Here is a 17384-nt window from a genome sequence, read left to right as displayed (position 1 = left end):
ATATTCCCTCCCATTTCCTGCTTCTATCTTAAGTGTTTTGAACAACTTCTAAAAAAGAGGGAGCATCCGCCCCCTCCCCGCTACTTACTATCATCAATTTTGAGCACGGCCATGAACGCTTCCTGAGGCACTTCCACGCTGCCGACCTGCTTCATTCGCTTTTTGCCTTCCTTCTGCTTCTCCAGCAGCTTCCGCTTCCGGGAGATGTCCCCCCCGTAACATTTGGCCAATACGTTCTTGCGCATCGCCTTGACCGTCTCGCGAGCGACGATCTTTGTTCCGATGGCCGCCTGGACCGGCACTTCGAACATCTGGCGCGGTATCAGCTCGCGCAGCTTCTCGCACAGCAGCTTGCCCCGATGGTACGCCCGATCCTTATGCACGATGATCGACAAGGCATCGACCTGCTCGTTGTTGAGCAAAATGTCCATCTTGACGAGGTTCGATTTGCGGTATCCCGACAGCTCGTAATCGAACGAGGCATAACCGCGCGTGCTTGACTTCAGCTGATCGAAGAAATCGTATACGATCTCGGACAGCGGAATCTGGTACGTAATCGTAACCCGGGTCGTGTCGAGATATTGCATATCTACGAATTCGCCGCGCTTACCCTGGCACAGCTCCATAATCGCGCCGACGAAATCGTTCGGAACGATGATGGACGCCTTGACGTATGGCTCCTCGACGTAGTCGAGCTTGCTCTGATCCGGGTAGTTCGACGGGTTGTCGATCGTCAGCGTCTCTCCGCTCGTCAGCGTCACATGATAAATAACGCTTGGCGCCGTCGTAATGAGCGGAATATTGAATTCGCGCTCGATGCGCTCCTGAATAATCTCCATGTGGAGCAAGCCGAGGAAGCCACAGCGGAAGCCGAAGCCGAGCGCCGACGAGGTCTCCGGCTCGAAGGAGAGCGAAGCGTCATTCAGCTGCAGCTTCTCCAGCGCTTCACGCAAATCATTGTAGTCCGACGTATCAATCGGATACAGTCCGCAGAATACCATCGGGTTGATGCGGCGGTACCCCGGGAGCGGTTCCGCGGTCGGACGCTTCGCATCGGTGATCGTATCCCCGACGCGAGTGTCGCCTACATTTTTGATGCCGGCGACGACGAAGCCGACATCGCCTACGTTCAGCTCGTCGATGATCGTCATGCGGGGCTTGAACGCACCCACCTCAATAACTTCGAACGTCTTGTTCGTAGCCATCATCTTAATCTTGCTGCCCGCGCGGATGGAACCGTTGACGACACGGACATAGACGATGACGCCTTTGTACGGATCATAATGGGAATCGAAGATGAGCGCCTTCAGCGGTTCCTCCGGATCCCCGGTCGGCGCCGGCACTTCCTTCACAATCTGCTCGAGAATCTCGCGGATGCCGATCCCTGCTTTGGCGGAAGCCAGCACCGCATTCGAGCAATCGAGACCGATTACGTCCTCGATCTCTTGCTTGACGCGGTCCGGTTCAGCGCTTGGCAGGTCAATCTTGTTGATGACCGGGAGAATCTCCAGGTTGTTGTCCAGCGCGAGATAGACATTCGCCAGTGTCTGCGCTTCAATGCCCTGCGCCGCATCAACGACAAGCAGCGCGCCTTCGCAGGCCGCCAAGCTCCGCGACACTTCATACGTGAAGTCCACGTGGCCCGGAGTATCGATCAAGTTCAGAATGTACTCTTCTCCGTCATCCGCCTTGTAGTTCAGGCGGACCGCCTGGAGCTTGATCGTAATTCCCCGCTCCCGCTCCAGATCCATTTTGTCAAGGACCTGTGACTGCATTTCCCGGGCGGCCAGCGCTCCCGTATATTCAAGAATCCGGTCAGCAAGCGTTGACTTGCCGTGGTCAATATGCGCAATAATACAAAAATTCCGAATCTTCTTTTGTCGTGACAGCAATTCCGTCATTCGTATTCCATACCCCCACCACTAAGCCAAGTTTCAATTCATTCATTATAACGGATTGAGGGGGGAACAGCAATAAAAAGGCGATTATGGGCCCGCGGCGTCGAAAAAAGACCGATTCCAGGCCCTCGTTCGTCAAAATAATCCGTCGAACAAGCCGACGACGGCGCGGATGCCCGCTTGCGATAAAGTCTGCAGCAAGCCAGCCGTCTGATCGGCCAGCTTGTTGACCGCCGCATCCTCGACAGGCGGAAGCCCCGACGCCGGCGGCAGTGCGGCTTCCGGCGGCCATTCCCGCGCGGGATGGTCCGGAGCCGCTGCTTCCCCGCCCTGCTCGGGCGCCGGTTCGGCCGGCCGGCTCGCAAGCGGCTCCTGATCGGGCCGTTCAGGCCAGGCCGAATCGGCGGGGACGGAGCTTCGGTTCGCATCGACCGGACCGTATATCCGCTCGATGCTGACGGAGGTCACCTCCATTCCAATGAAGACGCCGACAACCAACAGAACCATCATGCCTACAACCTGCTTCGCGAAGCGGGACATAGCGGTAGCCTCCTTCTCTCATTCTTCCATCGGCCGGCCCATCCGTCCAAGCCGTTCCAGCTCCTTACCCATTGGCCGCCGGCTGAGCGTTCTTTCGGCTGGCCGTATTCCGTTCGGGCGCTTGGCCCGACGCCTGACGCTTCCGTTCCTTCTGCTCGGGCTTCATCACCTGCTTCGCGTTCGTCTTCTCGCGCACGATCTCGGCAATCAGCTCCGCCAGCACCTCTGCGGTCCGGTAATTTTCCTCCAGCGTATTGTCGATCCCCCCGATCTCCATAATTACACTGTTCGGCGACAACGATTGGTTGTATTCTCCGTTCCCCTGCGCCGTCGACTTGCCCCAGATTCCTCTTGAAATGCCGGGGTACTTCTTCTCCAGCCGGTCATGAATCTCCTTGGCGAACTTCTCGTTCTCTCTCCATTCGGGATTGGCGCGGCCGATGACAAAATAAACTTGGGCATAAGAAGTTCCGTCAATCTCGACCGTCGAATCTTTGCGGCGCAGCGCGTCCCGGTGAATGTCGAAGAAAAACTGGAGATCCTGATGCGCTGCCATCGCCTGCTTTACCGTTTGCTTCGAGTATTTGTAGGAATAGTTCCAGCTATACCCTTTGATCGTTGACGAATAGTCCTGGTTGGAATGAACGGCTCCGATCCCTCTCTTCTGCAGTTCCTTCTGCAAATGCTTCCCGACCAGCGTCACGTTGATTTTAGGGTCGTTCGGGTTGGTGCTCTCCTTCTTCAATTCCGGGTTCCACGACTCCCGGTTATGGGAATGATAGATAAAGACATAATCTTTCAGATTGGAGCTTGGCCCGCTTCGTTCCGAATCCGGCGGAGTCTGCGGCTGCACGGTCTCCGTCTGCGGCGGAGCCGCTCCGCCGGAATCGTCAGCAGGCTCTCCCCCGTGCTCCGGCAAGGTTGATTCCGCCGGAAGCGAAGGATAATCAACCGGCCCCTTGGCGGATTGATTCCCGATGCCTAGCCGGAGCGGAATCGCTTGTTCGCTGTTCAGTCCCGGAACCTCTCCGGCGAGCAGTGATTTCGGATCAAGCGGATTCACATTGGTTGCCATCTGTACGAGGAATTGGGCAATCTGTGTCCGGGTAAGGGAAGATTCTCCCTCTCCGGAGGGCAGATTCGGCATTTCCATCGCAAGCATATCGACAAAAATGCGGCTGGACAGCTGAGCAGCGACTCCTTTCATCGAAGCAAGCGGCGATGACTCCAATTTCTGTTCTAGCAACCCTCCCAGGCCAAGCACGATAAAAAACATGGCAGAAGCAATCGATAATAGCAGAAATGTGCGTCCCATGAGCAGCGTCTGCATCCATTTCTGCTTCCATTTGGCAACATTGACCGTGCGGAACATAGAAATGCCCTCCTTTATCCTGCTGTCTCACTCTCTTATCCCTTGCGAGAGTGCATTTAGTAGAATCTATGAGGGCATTCTATGAGATAGAACTATATTTTTCGATGCTCGGCGCCAGGAAGAGATAATAGAATGACCGTGCCTCCGCCCGGCTCGCTGCTTGCCTCCAGCGTACAGCCGTGCGCTTCGGCCAGCTGTCGCGAGATCGCCATTCCCAGGCCGCTGCCTTCGGCCGCCCGATCGGTAGACAGTCCGCGGTAGTAGCGCGTGAACAAATGACTGAGCGTCTCCCCATCCATGCCTGCGCCGTCGTCCCGAAATTCCAACGCATCCTCGCCATCCCGAGCAAGAAAAGAGATCGTCAGCGCTGTGCCTGGCGGATTGTGGAGAAAGGCATTCATGCAAATATTTTCTATGATTCTGCGAAAATATCTCGGATCGAACGAGAACCATACCGGAATATCCGGCCGCTGATAGTGAATGAGCGCCTTCGGGTGCTGCGGCAGATCGAGAATGTCGTCCAGCGTCTCCTCCAGCCACGCATCGAGACATAGCCGCTCCCGCTGCAGCGGCAGAGTTCCGCTCTGCAGCCGGTAGGTCAGATTCAAGTCCTGCAGCAGCTGATCCATCCATTCCGCCTTCTCGGTCATGACGCCGGCGAATTCGGCCACCTCTTCCCGCGACCAATCGTACTGCTTCGCCTCCAGCATGCGCGCATAGCCTACGATAGAGGCCAGCGGCGTCTTCAGATCATGGGAGAGACCCGCAAGCCACTCCTCGCGCTGCCGCTCATGCTGCCGGCGTTCCTCCTCGGCGGAGCGGAGCCGGGAAGCAAGCTGGCGGAGCGCCTGCATGACGTCTTCATAAATGCGGTAGTTCCGCCTCAGCTTGCCGCTGCGCCGTTCCGAACGCGGCAGCCCGCGATGGTCGGCCGGCTCTTCATAGATGCCGTCCGCGATTCTCTCCGTCCAGCGCATGACATGAAGCTGGGGCCGGGCAAGCCGTGTGCTCTGCCACCAAGCCATGAACAGAAACACAATGATCATGGTCGCGATGACGCCCCCGACGGCAAGGAAAAAAATATCCTGATAGGAAGCGATGCGTAATCCGGCGGCAGTTACTCCCGCTCCCTCTGTCTGATGGGGCATTTGAAGCACCCATGTGTCGCCTGTTGCCGGATTGTACCGATACGCGAGCAAATGGGCATAATGCTCCGGCTGCAGCGACCGCAGCGCGATCTCCTGCAGCGTCAGACGCTCGGCAACGCCTGCGGGCTTGTTCCAGGACTCCAGGGTGCGGCCGGCGGCATCCAGGCGGGCCACCCAGGCGTCATGCGGCACCAGGAGCCTGCGGACGGATTCCGCAGCCGGAATCCCTTTCTCCCGTGAGGCCAGCCATTTATCCAGCAACTGCAATTGCGGCGGGTAAGTCCCGTATAGCAGCGTAATGTTGCGGCCGCCGACGGAGCGAATATAAATAAAGATACCGTACTTGCTGGGCAGCTCCCCCTGGACGTAGGCGACGGCTTCTCCCGGCGCATATTGGGTTGGCATGTCACCGGGCGCATTGAAGGAATCGACCACCTTGCCGTCTTCATTCAGCACCTGCAGCCAGCCCCCGCTCGATGTCAGCCGCTGGAACACCTCGTCCGGCCAGACGACCCGCCCCTGCCGATCCACCTGCACCGACTCGACAATCCGGCTCAGTTGGCTGGTTGGTAGATTACGGCTCATGTCCAGCGCGCTCATCCGCTCGGCAACCCACAGGAAAGCCGCAAACATGCAGCCGAGCAGCATTGCGCCGATTAGGAGCCATTGCCATGCGTAATGCCAGGCTAGCCGTCTGCCTGATTTCATAAGCCGGACCTCCCGCTTGGCCGTCGGTCCCCGTCCTGCTCCGGCGGGACCAGCTTATAGCCCATCCCGCGCACCGTGACGAGGAGGCGGGGCCTGCCAGGCACTTCTTCGATCCGCTCGCGGATGCGGTGGATATGAACCATGACGGTATTGTCATCGCTCATCGCGTCACAGCCCCATACCCGTTCATACAGCTCTTGCTTCGTGAACATCCGGTTCGGATGCCGGCAGAAGAACAGCAGCAGTTGGAACACCATCGCCGGACATTCCACCGGGACTCCGTCGACCCGGAGTTCGCCAGCCGCCTCATCGACCGAGATTCTTCCATAGATATAGCGGGCGGCCGGGGCAGCCTTCGGCTCCGGATCCGGCTTCCCTGCGGATGCCAGATAACGCTTGAGCTGCGCCTTGACCCGCGCCGCCAATTCCAACGGATTGAACGGCTTCGTCACATAATCGTCCCCGCCTAGCGCGAAGCCGGTCAGCTTATCCAGATCGGTCGTCCGGGCCGTCACGAAAATAATCGGGGCATCGGTCGCCTCGCGCAGGAACGGAGCCAGCTCGAAGCCGCTTTTTCCGGGAAGCATCACATCCAGCACGATCAAATGGACGGGATGGCTGCCGCAGTACCGGACAGCCTCCTCTCCCGTAGTTACGCAGACCACATCCGTAAACCCTTCCTTCCCGAGCACCGTTCTCACCATTTTGCCAATGGCGGAGTCGTCTTCCACGATTAAGATTCGGCCTTCATATATATTCATCTTGCCGTATTCCTCCTTAGCTGCTATTCGTCCGCGGCTCCCTGATTTGCTTTTATTTCATTGTATCATGCGCGCCTGTCTTCGGTTGGAACGCAACCTTAACGCAATCTTAACGGCCCCCAGCTTCCGGGCAGCAATGACGTCATTGTTAAGCTAAAAATGAACTGGCGTTACGCTGGAGTTCAATCCCGAGGCTTATGATGAATGCAGAGGACAGACCAAGAAAGGAAGATGACCCATGAAGAAACGCTCCCTCGCCGTATGCATATTAGCCCTCTCCTCTGTAATCGCCATTAGCGGATGTTCGGGAAATGCAGGCAGCCCAAAGGAGAGTCCGAAGGAGGAGGCTGGAACGGTTAAGGAAAAGGAGCCGGCTTCCGGACAGAGCGGGAAAGCAGACGAACAGCAGACGCAAAAATCTCAGGAGAAAGTGACGAAGGGCCAAGAGACGTTGACAGGTGACGACGTCAGCGGCTGGATCGCCGGTCATGAGGCGGCCAAGCTATATGAGCATTTCTCGCCGGAGTTCCAGGAGCAGGTAACCGCCGAGGATATCGATAAGCTGCTTCGCCAAGCATGGAAAAAGGGAGAAGCTCCGGTTCAAATCTCGCGGCTGGCGGCGGACGGCACGGAGACATACGTATGGAGCAGCGAGGACGGCAAGATGTACATATCCGCCGTGCTGCACGAAGGCCGGATTCACGGCCTGCTCCTGCGTCCGTCCGACCCCCGGGCCACGGATGAGAAGTATACGCGTCATGCCTACCGGATGCCGTTCGAAGGGGAATGGACGGTCGCCTGGGGAGGAACCAACACGATGCTGAACTATCATTATGAATATCCAACGCAGCGGTATGCCTATGATTTGTTCATCGTGCGCGACGGGGCCCGCCTGGAAGGAGATCCGAAGGAGAATGCCAGCTACTTCGCGTTCGGAGAGCCGGTCGTGGCTCCGCTCGGCGGCAAGGTCGTCAAGGTCGTGGACGGGCATCCGGATAATGTGCCGTTCGAAAAGCCACTTACGGAGGAAGCAGCGGGCAATCACGTCGTCATCGATCATGGCAACGGCGAATACAGCGTGCTGGCCCATTTCAAAAAGGACTCCATTCTGGTGAAGGAAGGGGATACGGTGAAGCAGGGCGATCGGCTGGGCCTGTGCGGCAATTCCGGCAATTCTTCGGATGCCCATATCCACTTTCAGGTGTCAGACAGCCCTTCCCTGGAGGAAGGGTCGTCGATTCGGATCCGGTTCGAGGATGGAAGCGATCCCGATCCGGTACGGGGAGATCTTGTACGGGGTCAGGATAAGCAGTAACGAGCAGCGTGCAGTTCATTCGGAGCATCATGCGCAGGTTATGTTCGCGATAAGCGAGGCTTCAGCAGCGTGCAGTTCATTCAGCAAGGGTAGATTACGTCACGCGATAAGCGGCACTTCACCAGCAAGCTGCTCCATTCGGAGCATCATGCGGAGGTGAAGTTCGCAGTAAGCGAAGCTCCAGCAGCACGCAAGCTCCAGCAGCACGCGGCTCGTTCAGAGCATTATGCGTAAAGTCGCGATAAGCCAGCAAGGGCTATGCCGCCATCAAAAAAACACCCGCTAAGGGTGTTTTTTAATGGGGATGCCTTAGGGGTAATTTCCTTCGGCATGCCCAGGGTTGCGGTGAAATGGCTTCGACCGGTTGGTTCGATTGGTTCGATTGGTTCAGTTGGAACGGTTGGATCGGCTTGTCCGGTTCCGGAGTGAAAATTGCTGCGTGGCTACAGTAATTTGCGGCGGTTGCGCCGTTCTAGGATGAAATTGCTGCAAGAATACATCATTTTCACAAGTTATATCAACTATTTACGCGATATGGCTGAAATTCCTGCACTTTTGCAGGAACCCCATTGCGGCATCGATATGTTCATAAAAATGCTGTAATTTTGCAGCTTTGGGGGACAGCTTGGGCAAATATAGCCAATTCAGCAACAGTAGCCAACTTAGTTCACTCGATTCACTTAACACACGCTATTTAGTACACTCTAGTTACTTAGTACGTTCAATTTACTTAGTGCACTCAGTTTATCTTAGTACGCTCTATTACTTTGTCCACCCAGTTTACCTTAGTACGCTTCCATTTACTTTGTCCACCCAGATTACTTGGTACGCTCTATTTACCTTACTCCACCCAATTTACTTAGCACGTTCTATTTACCTTAGTCCACCCAGTTTACTTAATACGCTTAATTTTACTCAGCACACTCTATTTACTTAGGACGCTCAAAGTACTTAGTACGCTTAATTTTCTTTTCGCGCTTATTTACTCAGTACACTCAATTTTCCAGTTCATTCCATTCACTTGCTCAACTCAGTCAAGTCAATCAACTCAGACGACTTAATCAAGTCAATTCATTCTAAGTCAACCTCAAGCGACTCAATCAACTCAAACGCAGGAAATTCAACTTCAATCAACTCGCTCAACTCCGCGCAGGTCAATCCGAGGGGAGCTTACAGCTCCCCCATTTCTATCACCTTGGGAAGCCAGGCATACGGATAGGCTCCTGGCCTTCGTCCATGGTCAGTGCGTGTAGGCGGACACGTTGCTGCTGTCGACTGCTTCGTGCAGCGCCGCGTTCAGGCCGCTGGCAATAATGTTGGCCATATCCTCCATGAATTCGTCGACTTCCTTCGGCGTCACGATCAGATCATGGCCAAGCGGCTCCAGCACTTCCTTCACCAGCAGCAGCCGGTCCTGCTCATTGATGTCTTCGAGAATGCCGAGAATCTGCCGGGTCTGATTCGTCTCCTGCTTGAAGTGCTCCCGCATCATTTCGAACGCGTTGTTGACGATAGTCGAAGCGTAGCATACGGTCGGCACGCCGATGGCGATGCACGGCACCCCGAGAATCTCCCGGGTCAGCCCGCGCCGCTTGTTGCCGATGCCGGAGCCGGGGTGAATCCCGATATCGGCAATCTGGACCGTCGTATTGACACGCTCCAGCGCCTTGGAGGCAAGCGCGTCGATCGCGATGATGAGATCGGGGCGGATTCGATCGACGATGCCTTGCACGATATCGCTTGACTCGATCCCCGTCACGCCGAGCACGCCGGGGGCAACGGCGCTCACTTCCCGATAGCCGGGGCTGACCTGATCCGGCATAATCTCGAAGTAATGGCGGGTGACCAGCACATTCTCGACGACGAGCGGCCCGAGCGAATCCGGAGTCACATTCCAGTTCCCCAGACCGACGATAAGCACTTTGGCGGAAGACTTGATCCCGATTTCTTCGAGAAAAGAAGCGAACAACTGCGCGAACGATGTGGCGACGCGGTCCTGAAGGTCGGAATCTTTGCGACGCAAGCCCGGCACTTCGATCGTGATGTAGCGCCCCGGCATGCGGCCGATGGCACGTGATCCTTCCTCTGTCTGCACGTGAATCCGTGTTATTTTGACGCCACGATCCTCCTCGACATGCTCCTGCACCCCGGGTATGGACGCGGCGAGATCAGGGGATGCCATTTCCCTGGATTCCAACGCCAAATCGGTACGAACCGAATAATTGCGCAAATCGGCCGTCATGAGTTCTACCTCCCAAAAGTTCCATTTTGCAGATATTGTGTGTGATGGAGGCCAACTTTATGCGGCAGCATTGGAAATATCGGCTGCCGATGCTGTCCGAGCCTGTCGGGAGACCGCGGCAAACATATTGCTTTTTAAGGTATGTCATGCTAGAATATTTTAAGTTGTGAATCTATCTCATGCTGATATGGAAATGGTATAGATTCTATTGTCGCACTACGATGCAACGGAGGTGAATGCAATGCCTAACATTAAATCCGCTGTGAAACGCGTAAAAACGAACGACAAGCGCCGTCTGTTGAACGCTTCTCAGAAGTCCGCACTTCGTACGGCTGTCAAAGCAGCTGACGCTGCATTGGCTAACAATGAAGTGGACAACGCCAAAGGAGCTGTCGCTCTGGCTTCGAAGAAATTGGACAAAGCCGTGACAAAAGGCTTGATCCACAAAAATGCGGCTGCCCGCAAGAAGTCCCGCTTGGCACAAAAATTGAACGCTCTGCTTGCGCAAGCGTAAGCGGCAGCCTTTCATACTTAAATGCAGCAAAAAAGCCCGAAGATGAACGCTTGCGCGTCTGTCTTCGGGCTTTTTTTGATGGCCGGCTAGCGGGAAGCGGCCGTTCCGCTCCGCGTGCTGCCCGCCGCCATCCGCATGATGAACATTTCCAGGCCGAGTGTCTTGTCGACCCGACCCGACTTCATCTCGTAATCGAGCTCCGCCGCCTCGGCCAACCAACCGGCCAATACCTCGGTTCCATAGCCGCGCGCCTGTTCGGCCGCCATCTTCGCCGCATAAGGATGGATTCCGAGCTGAGAGGCGGCCTGCTGCTGCGTGAAGCTCTGATTCGTCAGCTCCTTGACCTGAAGCATAATCCGAAGCTGCCTGACGATGAGCGCCATAATCTTAATCGGCTCCTCCTTCTGCTTCAGCAGCTCGTGCAGGGTCGCCAATGCCTTGCCCGCGCGATGGCGAACGACATCCTCGACCAATTGAAATACGTTTTGCTCCGTGTTTTTGGCAATGAGCCCTTCGATCGTAGCCGTATCAATGACGCCGCCTTCCCCGGCGAACAAGCAGCATTTCTCAATCTCGCCCGCCAGCGCCTGCAGATTCGTCCCTACCGCATTCAACAGAGCCGTTACCGCTTCCTCCCCGATGGAGCAGCGATGCTTGCTAGTCTCTCGCTTCACCCACTGCGCCAATTCTTCGGCCCCCAACGGCTGAAAGGCGAGCACCGCAGCCTTCCCCTTGGCCGTCTTGACCGTCTTCTTGCGCTCATCCAGCTTGTCCGCCTGCACCAGAAAGACAATGATGCTTGTCTCCATCGGCTGTTCCATATATTCAAGCAGCCGCTCGGTGCGATGCTCCATCTTATCCTTGCCGGAGGCAAAAATCGATTGATCCTTGACCAGGATGCACTTGCGGGGCACGAGAAACGGCAGCGTCTCCGCTTCCTCTATGACGGCCTCGATCGGAGATTCGGCCGTATCCATCTTCATCACGGCCAATTCCCGGTTCTCCGGCTCGAAGGCATGCTCCAGCAAATAGTGAACAAATTCCTGCATTCTGTATTTTTCCGTACCATATAGTACATATATCGGGCGCGGCTCCCCGCGCTGGATCTCTTTCATCGCCGCTTTCATGTCCAATGCCTTATGCCTCCCCCTGTCTATGCACTTCATGATAGCAAAAATTGCGGTCCGCCGCAAAAAACAAAGGGACCGGCGCAGCCCTGACGGGCGGCGCAAGTCCCTTTGTCCCATACCATCTATGATAAACGCCTGCAGCGAAGCTCTAGAAACTCCGTGCAAACGGTCATACGACGTACGGGAACGTCACTTGCATCACTTTCATTGATACCTCATCATACGCGCGCCGCACCGAATGTGTGCCGCTTCCCGGGGGTTGACGCAGCCTATTTTTGGTAAATTCCGCTCCTTCGGCAGCCTAAGTGGCCGGCTTGCTCGTGCCAGGAACCACGATAGGCTCCTTCTTATCGGCCTCGTCGGCAGCCGTTTCCGTCAGTCCGTTCGAAGACACCTCATAATGGATCTGCCGCTCTCCGTCCGCCGTCCGCACTTTCACCTCCAGCCGGCTGCTGTCCGAAGACCAGATCAGCTCCTCCGGTCTGTCGGCGAATGCCAGCGTCTGCAGCTTGGTCTGCTCCGCGTCGTTGACACCGTATAACATGAGCTGGCCGTTCTCCCATACGACCATCCATTTGCCGTCCGGCGATGTCGCTTCCTTCGACGCCGCGAACAGAGAATGACGCTCCAGATCCTTATCCGATATCTCCATGCTGCCGGCATCGGCGCTTGAACCGTTCTCCGGCTCTTCATTGCCCGGAACGGCGGCAATGGATGGCGGCACCTTGCTGCCCTGCGGCTCGACTTGCTCTGGATCGGTGTTCTGCTTGCTGGCCACAGGATCCTCGGACTTCTTGTCTTGATTGCCGATCTTCTTTTGCTTCTCAGCAGGCGATGCCACCGGCTTCCGATCCTTATCCTGCTTCGCCCCCTTGCTCTGATGACGGTCTGCTGCGCGGCCGTCTTCCGCTGGCTTCGGCGGCTCCGTGTCCGGCGCATCCTCCTTCTTCTGTTCAACGTCGCCTGGCGGTTGGGCATCCTGCTGTTGATCCTTGTGCGATGCATTGCCTTCGTTGTCCGCTCCAGCGTTGGCTTCCTGCGGCACCGGCTTCCCGTCCGGATGATTGCTCCGAAGAGACTGACTCGAATCGGGTGCGGCGCCGGACTCCTGCGCCGATTGCGTCAATTCCGCGAAATCGCCTGCCACTTCCGTTCCCGTCGGCGGCTTGAACATCACCATGAATAATCCGAAGACGAGACCTGCCGCCACCACTGCGCCTGCTGCACGCCATTGCCGCTTGTTATACCATTTCTGCATCGAAGTTGCGGCCTGCGGCTTCTGCTCCGGCTTCCGGAGTTCCTTCACATCGCTTCGCTTCCGCTCAAGGGAACCCGAAGCGAGAGAAGGCGATGCGCCCGCGGCTGCCGCCTGCTGCTTATCTATCTGCTGCAAGGAAGGCAATATCGCATCCACCAAGCTGTAAGGCGGAGTGACCTTCGGCAGCTGAACCAGTTCTTGATGGATGTTCTCTAACCGTTCTGCCATCTCGGCGCAGGCGGGGCATCGGCGGATATGCTCTGTCAGCAGGCTCTCTTCCGACTGCTTCAACTCACCGTCCAAGCTGCGTTGCTTCAGTTCCATCACCTCTGCACAGTTCATCCTCGTACACCACCTTTCTCATAATCTTGCAGCATCGTCTGCAGTTGTTGCCGGGCGCGAAATAGATAGGATTTGACCGTGTTCAACGGCAAATTCAAGCTCTCCGCAATCTCGTTGTATGAGAAATCTTGCAGATATCGCAGAACGACGACCGCACGATGATGTTCAGGCAGCCGATCTATTGCCTCACGTATGTCCTGAGCCACGTATGCGGACATTACTTCCTTCTCTACACTCTCTTCCCCGACAAATACGAGGTCATGCTCATCAATCGAGACAGTCGGGCGATTGCGCCGGAACTTGTCAATGCAAATATTCGTTACAATCCGCTGCACCCATGTTTTGAACTGAGCTTTTTCCTCATAAGATTCAATTTTGGAATAAATCCGGATTAAGGCTTCCTGGGACGCGTCCAGTGCATCCTGCTCATTATTGAGAATATAATAAGCTGTCCGATACACATATTGTTCTATTTCCCGCAAAAGAGTAATTAAAGCGTCGCGATCGCCGGATTGAGCGGCTCGTATCAGTCCCGAATCCACTACCTGTTATCCCCCTCTCTTGCATAACCATTGACGTGCCTAAGCCGCAAATGGTTGCAGTGGTTCACTTCCAATTTGTAGTTTATTCTCTCATTTGCATAAAGTCATCACTTAGAATAGCAAAAGATGCCTTGTTTTGCATTGCATGATACAACAAGGTGACAAGCCGCAAAAAGCACGTCAGGCCGACGTGCTTCGAAGCTGCTCTCTAACTCTATGGAACTATCCTATCACGCTTTGTCCGCACCTTCAAACCCTGCGCCGTCAGCCTGAACTGGATCTCCCCGTCCCAATCGGTCCGCAGCACGGGCACCTGGGCGCGCGCCAACGTGGCCAGCACGTTCGGATGCGGATGCCCGTAGCGGTTGTTGGGTCCGAGCGAGATGACGCCTGCCGCCGGCCGAATCGCTTCGACCCATTCCGGGGTGGATGATGTCCGGCTTCCGTGATGCGCCACCTTGTATACATCGACGGGCGGCAGCCGGCCTTGGCCCGCAGCGCCGGCCAGCATGCGCCGTTCTCCGTCGGCTTCCACATCCCCCGTCAGCAGCATCGTCGCCTGCGCCTTGCTGCGCGGATGGGTCAGCGTCAGCAGCAGGACGAGGGAGGCGCGATTTTGATTCTCCTCCTCCGGCAGAAGAATCGCATCGCTATCCGGCATCGGATAAAGGACATCAATCCGGGTCCATTCGTCGACCATCCACGAATTGCCGGCCTGCCCGCCGCTAATCGGGATGCGCTTCTCCAGAGCCGTCCGGTACAGCGCAGTCATCGTCGCCGAGGACTTCCACGTGCCGTTCGTGATGAAGCGGCTGACCGGCATATGCCGCAGAACCGCCAATAGCCCGCCGGCATGATCTTGATCCGCATGCGTCAGCACGACCGCGTCCAGCCGCCGGACGCCCCGCTGCTTCAAGAGGGGAACGATCACCTTCTCGCCGATCTCGAACGGTACGCGGCGTTCCCTCCATCGATCCCCGGGCCTGCGGAAATTCACCGTTCCTCCTCCGTCAACCAGTACATGCTTACCGGAAGCCGTACGAATCAAAATGCCGTCGCCTTGCCCGACATCAATGAAGCTGACAAGGGCATCTCTGCCGAGGCCATCCCCGTAGCCCCATGCAAGAAGCACGACGAGCGGAACGGCCGCCAAGACGGAGCCGATGTGCCGGATACCTCGCGGGGAGGACCGCACCTCTACGAATGAGCCGAGCGGCTGTGTATCGCCCTCCTCCGCCGTCCCCATCCGGCTGCGGAGCGATGCTCTTCCGCCTTCAGCCGTCCGGCGCCATGCAGCGAAGACGAGACATAGACTGCCGTAGTAAGCCCCAATCCACCATAGCGGAAGCTGCGGCCAGATTAAGCTCGTGCCTTCGATGGCTGCCAGCCATTCGACGATCCGGAACGTCAGCTCATTCATCTGCGCCACAATCCAGGCTAGCGGGCGGGCTGCCGGTTCATAGAGAAGGCCCGCGAGGAGCGAGAGCGTTCCAGCCGGGAGCACGCCGAGACTGATGAACGGAACGAGGAGGAAGTTGGCGGCGAACGACAAGAGCGAGAATTGATGAAAATAATAGACCGTCAACGGAAAAGATACGGCCTGGGCGACCAAGGTTACGGCGGCGGAAGAGGACAGCCACAGCGGCCAGGCCGGCAGCAGTTGCACGACGCGGGGCACCCCGATTATCAATCCGGCGGTCACCGCGAACGACAGCTGAAAGCCGATCTGAAGCGCATAATACGGATCCCACAGCAGCATCGCCACCAGGACGAGGGCCAAGATGTGGAGCCCGTCCTTCAGCCAGCCCTTGCGCAAGCAGTACAAGGCAATCATCGACATCAATCCTGCCCGGATCACCGAAGGAGCCGCTCCCGTCAACAGCATATACCCCGGGAGACAGCATTGGACGACCCACAGCCCCTTCTCCTTCGATAGGCGGAGCAGCCGGAGCAGGCCAAGCAGCGCCCCGGCGAAGACACCGACATGAAGTCCCGAGATGGCAAGCACATGTGTCAGACCCAGCTCCGAGAACTGGCGGTATGTATCCGGATCCAATTCCGTCCGGCTTCCAAGCACTAGTCCCTGCATATATCCGCTATGCGGCTGCTTATACAGCCGCTCCATAAGCTCCAGCAGCGCGCCGCGAACCCGGTCGACCCGGGCAAGCGCCTGGTTCACCGCTTGTTCCGCCCGCTGGTATCCGTTCCGTCTCAAATCGTCCGTGATGGCAGCCTGCTCCGCTCCTGCAACCTGGAGAATCCAATGGATGCGCTGCGGCCGCAGATATGCGCGGTAGCTGAACGCCCCGAAGTTCGACGCGTCTCCCGGCGCGGACAGCAGGCCATGCAGGCGCATGGCCTGGCCTCGTTCCCACCGCTCCACCGCATCCAGCTCCGACGGCGCGGACAGGCGGATCTGGACAAGCAGCTTCTCGTCCACGGGTTCCGGCCCGGCTCCTTCGTCCCGCTGCCATGAGACGGCCCGGAACTGGAACTGCACCCGGTCCCCGTCACGCTCCGGCGGAGACAGGATATATCCGTCCCAGCTTCCCTCCGCTGCCGGCTGACTGGCGTCGTCAGGCGGCGTCCAACGGCTGGTGTTGCGGTGTTCCGTTGCAATGTATAGCGATGCCGAACATAGAAGCACCGCTCCATATAGAGCCGCCTGCCTCCCGCTGCACCAGCGACGCGCCCATCCTAGCGGAAGCAGCAGCAGCAGTCCCGCTACGGCCAGTACGGCGTGGACAGCAGATAATGCGGCCGCGGCGTGAATCCCGATCACGAAGCAGACGGCAACGGCAACAATCGGTCTGCGCGACAGCAATTCAACCTCACCTCCTGGTCTGCATTTGGCTTGAGATGGTTCTTGGCATCCCTTGTCCCGCGTCCCGGTTTGTCCCGGCTTGTCCCGGCTTGTCCAGACGGCCACTCAGCCAAGGATCGCCGAACGCAAAAAAACCTCCACGCCATCGTTCCGCAGCCGCCTATGTTCATGGCGTGCGTGGAATTCCGGCATGGAGGTTCTTCCCCACATCATTAATTTGTCGTATCCATTATCGTCTCCTGCGGCGGCTGATAGGAGGCCAGCGTCCGGAACGTAATTCCCTTCTGCTTCATCATCGCCGCAACCTTCTCGCTGTCCTTCGGATAAGGGCGGTGGTAGACGATCTCCGTCACGCCGCTGTTCGCCAGCATGTTGGCGCAGGTCCAGCACGGCTCGTCCGTCACGTACACCGTGGAACCTTCTCTGTCGATCCGATCCGTGAACAGAAGCAGGTTCTGTTCCGCATGAATGGTGCGGATGCACCGTTCCTTCTTCACCATCTGTTCCTCGCCGTCAACGACGATCTTCTCGTACTGCTCGACAATCATGCATCCGGCTTCGCTGCAATCCGGCACGCCCATCGGCGCTCCGTTATAGGCCGTTCCGAGAAGCTTCTTGCCCTGTACCAGCACAGCGCCGACATGCCGCCTAGGACAGCGTGAACGTGTAGACACCATATAGGCGATATCCATGAAGTAGGTGTCCCAATCTTTGCGTACACTTGTTGTCATCCGATTCATTCTCCCGTCTGTAATAGGCTGATGACCGCTGCCATCGTTCTTACCTTCAT

The 17384-nt window shown here is 56.9% G+C and carries 13 protein-coding genes; 2 read left to right on the top strand and 11 right to left on the bottom strand.

What is annotated here, in order from left to right; genetic code table 11:
* Window positions 1–80 precede the first annotated feature (80 nt).
* The 5 genes from lepA to NNL35_RS11925 all read right to left on the bottom strand — a co-directional run bounded on the left by lepA (window position 81) and on the right by NNL35_RS11925 (window position 6427).
* A complete protein-coding gene (lepA, locus tag NNL35_RS11945) occupies window positions 81–1901 on the bottom strand; it encodes a translation elongation factor 4 (RefSeq protein ID WP_006676267.1) in 1821 nt (606 codons plus the stop codon).
* A gap of 132 nt (window positions 1902–2033) precedes the next feature.
* Window positions 2034–2438 carry a hypothetical protein gene (locus tag NNL35_RS11940; protein ID WP_006676268.1) on the bottom strand — a complete coding sequence of 135 codons (405 nt, stop codon included), beginning with the start codon at window positions 2436–2438 and terminating at the stop codon, window positions 2034–2036.
* Window positions 2439–2502: 64 nt separating this feature from the next.
* Window positions 2503–3810: a stage II sporulation protein P gene (locus tag NNL35_RS11935; protein WP_006676269.1), complete on the bottom strand. Its 1308-nt coding sequence runs from the start codon at window positions 3808–3810 to the stop codon at window positions 2503–2505.
* Between the two features lie 92 nt (window positions 3811–3902).
* Window positions 3903–5666, bottom strand: coding sequence for a sensor histidine kinase (locus NNL35_RS11930; RefSeq protein ID WP_006676270.1), 1764 nt, complete (start codon window positions 5664–5666; stop codon window positions 3903–3905).
* The gene (locus NNL35_RS11925) at window positions 5663–6427 is read right to left on the bottom strand and encodes a response regulator transcription factor (RefSeq protein WP_006676271.1); all 765 of its coding nucleotides are present in this window, start codon (window positions 6425–6427) and stop codon (window positions 5663–5665) included. Before NNL35_RS11925 ends, NNL35_RS11930 begins: the two co-directional genes overlap by 4 nt.
* Window positions 6428–6665: 238 nt before the next feature.
* Between NNL35_RS11925 and NNL35_RS11920 the strand changes: the two genes are divergently transcribed.
* Window positions 6666–7742, top strand: coding sequence for a M23 family metallopeptidase (locus NNL35_RS11920; protein ID WP_006676272.1), 1077 nt, complete (start codon window positions 6666–6668; stop codon window positions 7740–7742).
* 1240 nt (window positions 7743–8982) lie between these two features.
* Here the strand turns inward: NNL35_RS11920 and gpr are convergent.
* Complete coding sequence (gpr, locus tag NNL35_RS11915; RefSeq protein ID WP_006676273.1) at window positions 8983–9984, bottom strand: GPR endopeptidase; 1002 nt, start codon at window positions 9982–9984, stop codon at window positions 8983–8985.
* A gap of 241 nt (window positions 9985–10225) precedes the next feature.
* Here gpr and rpsT point away from each other — a divergent pair, with 241 nt between their 5' ends.
* Window positions 10226–10498 (top strand): 30S ribosomal protein S20, encoded by a 273-nt coding sequence (rpsT, locus tag NNL35_RS11910; RefSeq protein WP_006676274.1) that lies wholly within the window; start codon window positions 10226–10228, stop codon window positions 10496–10498.
* An 86-nt stretch (window positions 10499–10584) separates the two neighbouring features.
* Here rpsT and holA read toward each other — a convergent pair whose 3' ends face one another.
* The 5 genes from holA to NNL35_RS11885 all read right to left on the bottom strand — a co-directional run bounded on the left by holA (window position 10585) and on the right by NNL35_RS11885 (window position 17325).
* Window positions 10585–11631 carry a DNA polymerase III subunit delta gene (gene holA, locus NNL35_RS11905; RefSeq protein ID WP_006676275.1) on the bottom strand — a complete coding sequence of 349 codons (1047 nt, stop codon included), beginning with the start codon at window positions 11629–11631 and terminating at the stop codon, window positions 10585–10587.
* A 298-nt stretch (window positions 11632–11929) separates the two neighbouring features.
* Window positions 11930–13228 carry an anti-sigma factor family protein gene (locus tag NNL35_RS11900; protein ID WP_006676276.1) on the bottom strand — a complete coding sequence of 433 codons (1299 nt, stop codon included), beginning with the start codon at window positions 13226–13228 and terminating at the stop codon, window positions 11930–11932.
* Entirely contained in the window at window positions 13225–13770 is a 546-nt protein-coding gene (locus NNL35_RS11895; RefSeq protein WP_006676277.1) for an RNA polymerase sigma factor, read from the bottom strand. The genes NNL35_RS11900 and NNL35_RS11895 overlap by 4 nt, the downstream gene beginning before the upstream one ends.
* A gap of 214 nt (window positions 13771–13984) precedes the next feature.
* Entirely contained in the window at window positions 13985–16594 is a 2610-nt protein-coding gene (locus NNL35_RS11890) for a ComEC/Rec2 family competence protein (protein WP_006676278.1), read from the bottom strand.
* 212 nt (window positions 16595–16806) lie between these two features.
* A complete protein-coding gene (locus NNL35_RS11885; protein ID WP_040730788.1) occupies window positions 16807–17325 on the bottom strand; it encodes a deoxycytidylate deaminase in 519 nt (172 codons plus the stop codon).
* Between the last annotated feature and the right edge of the window lie 59 nt (window positions 17326–17384).

This window comes from Paenibacillus dendritiformis (assembly GCF_945605565.1).
Taxonomy (GTDB): Bacteria; Bacillota; Bacilli; order Paenibacillales; family Paenibacillaceae; genus Paenibacillus_B; species Paenibacillus_B dendritiformis_A.
This window is presented reverse-complemented; position numbering and strand designations above follow the sequence as displayed.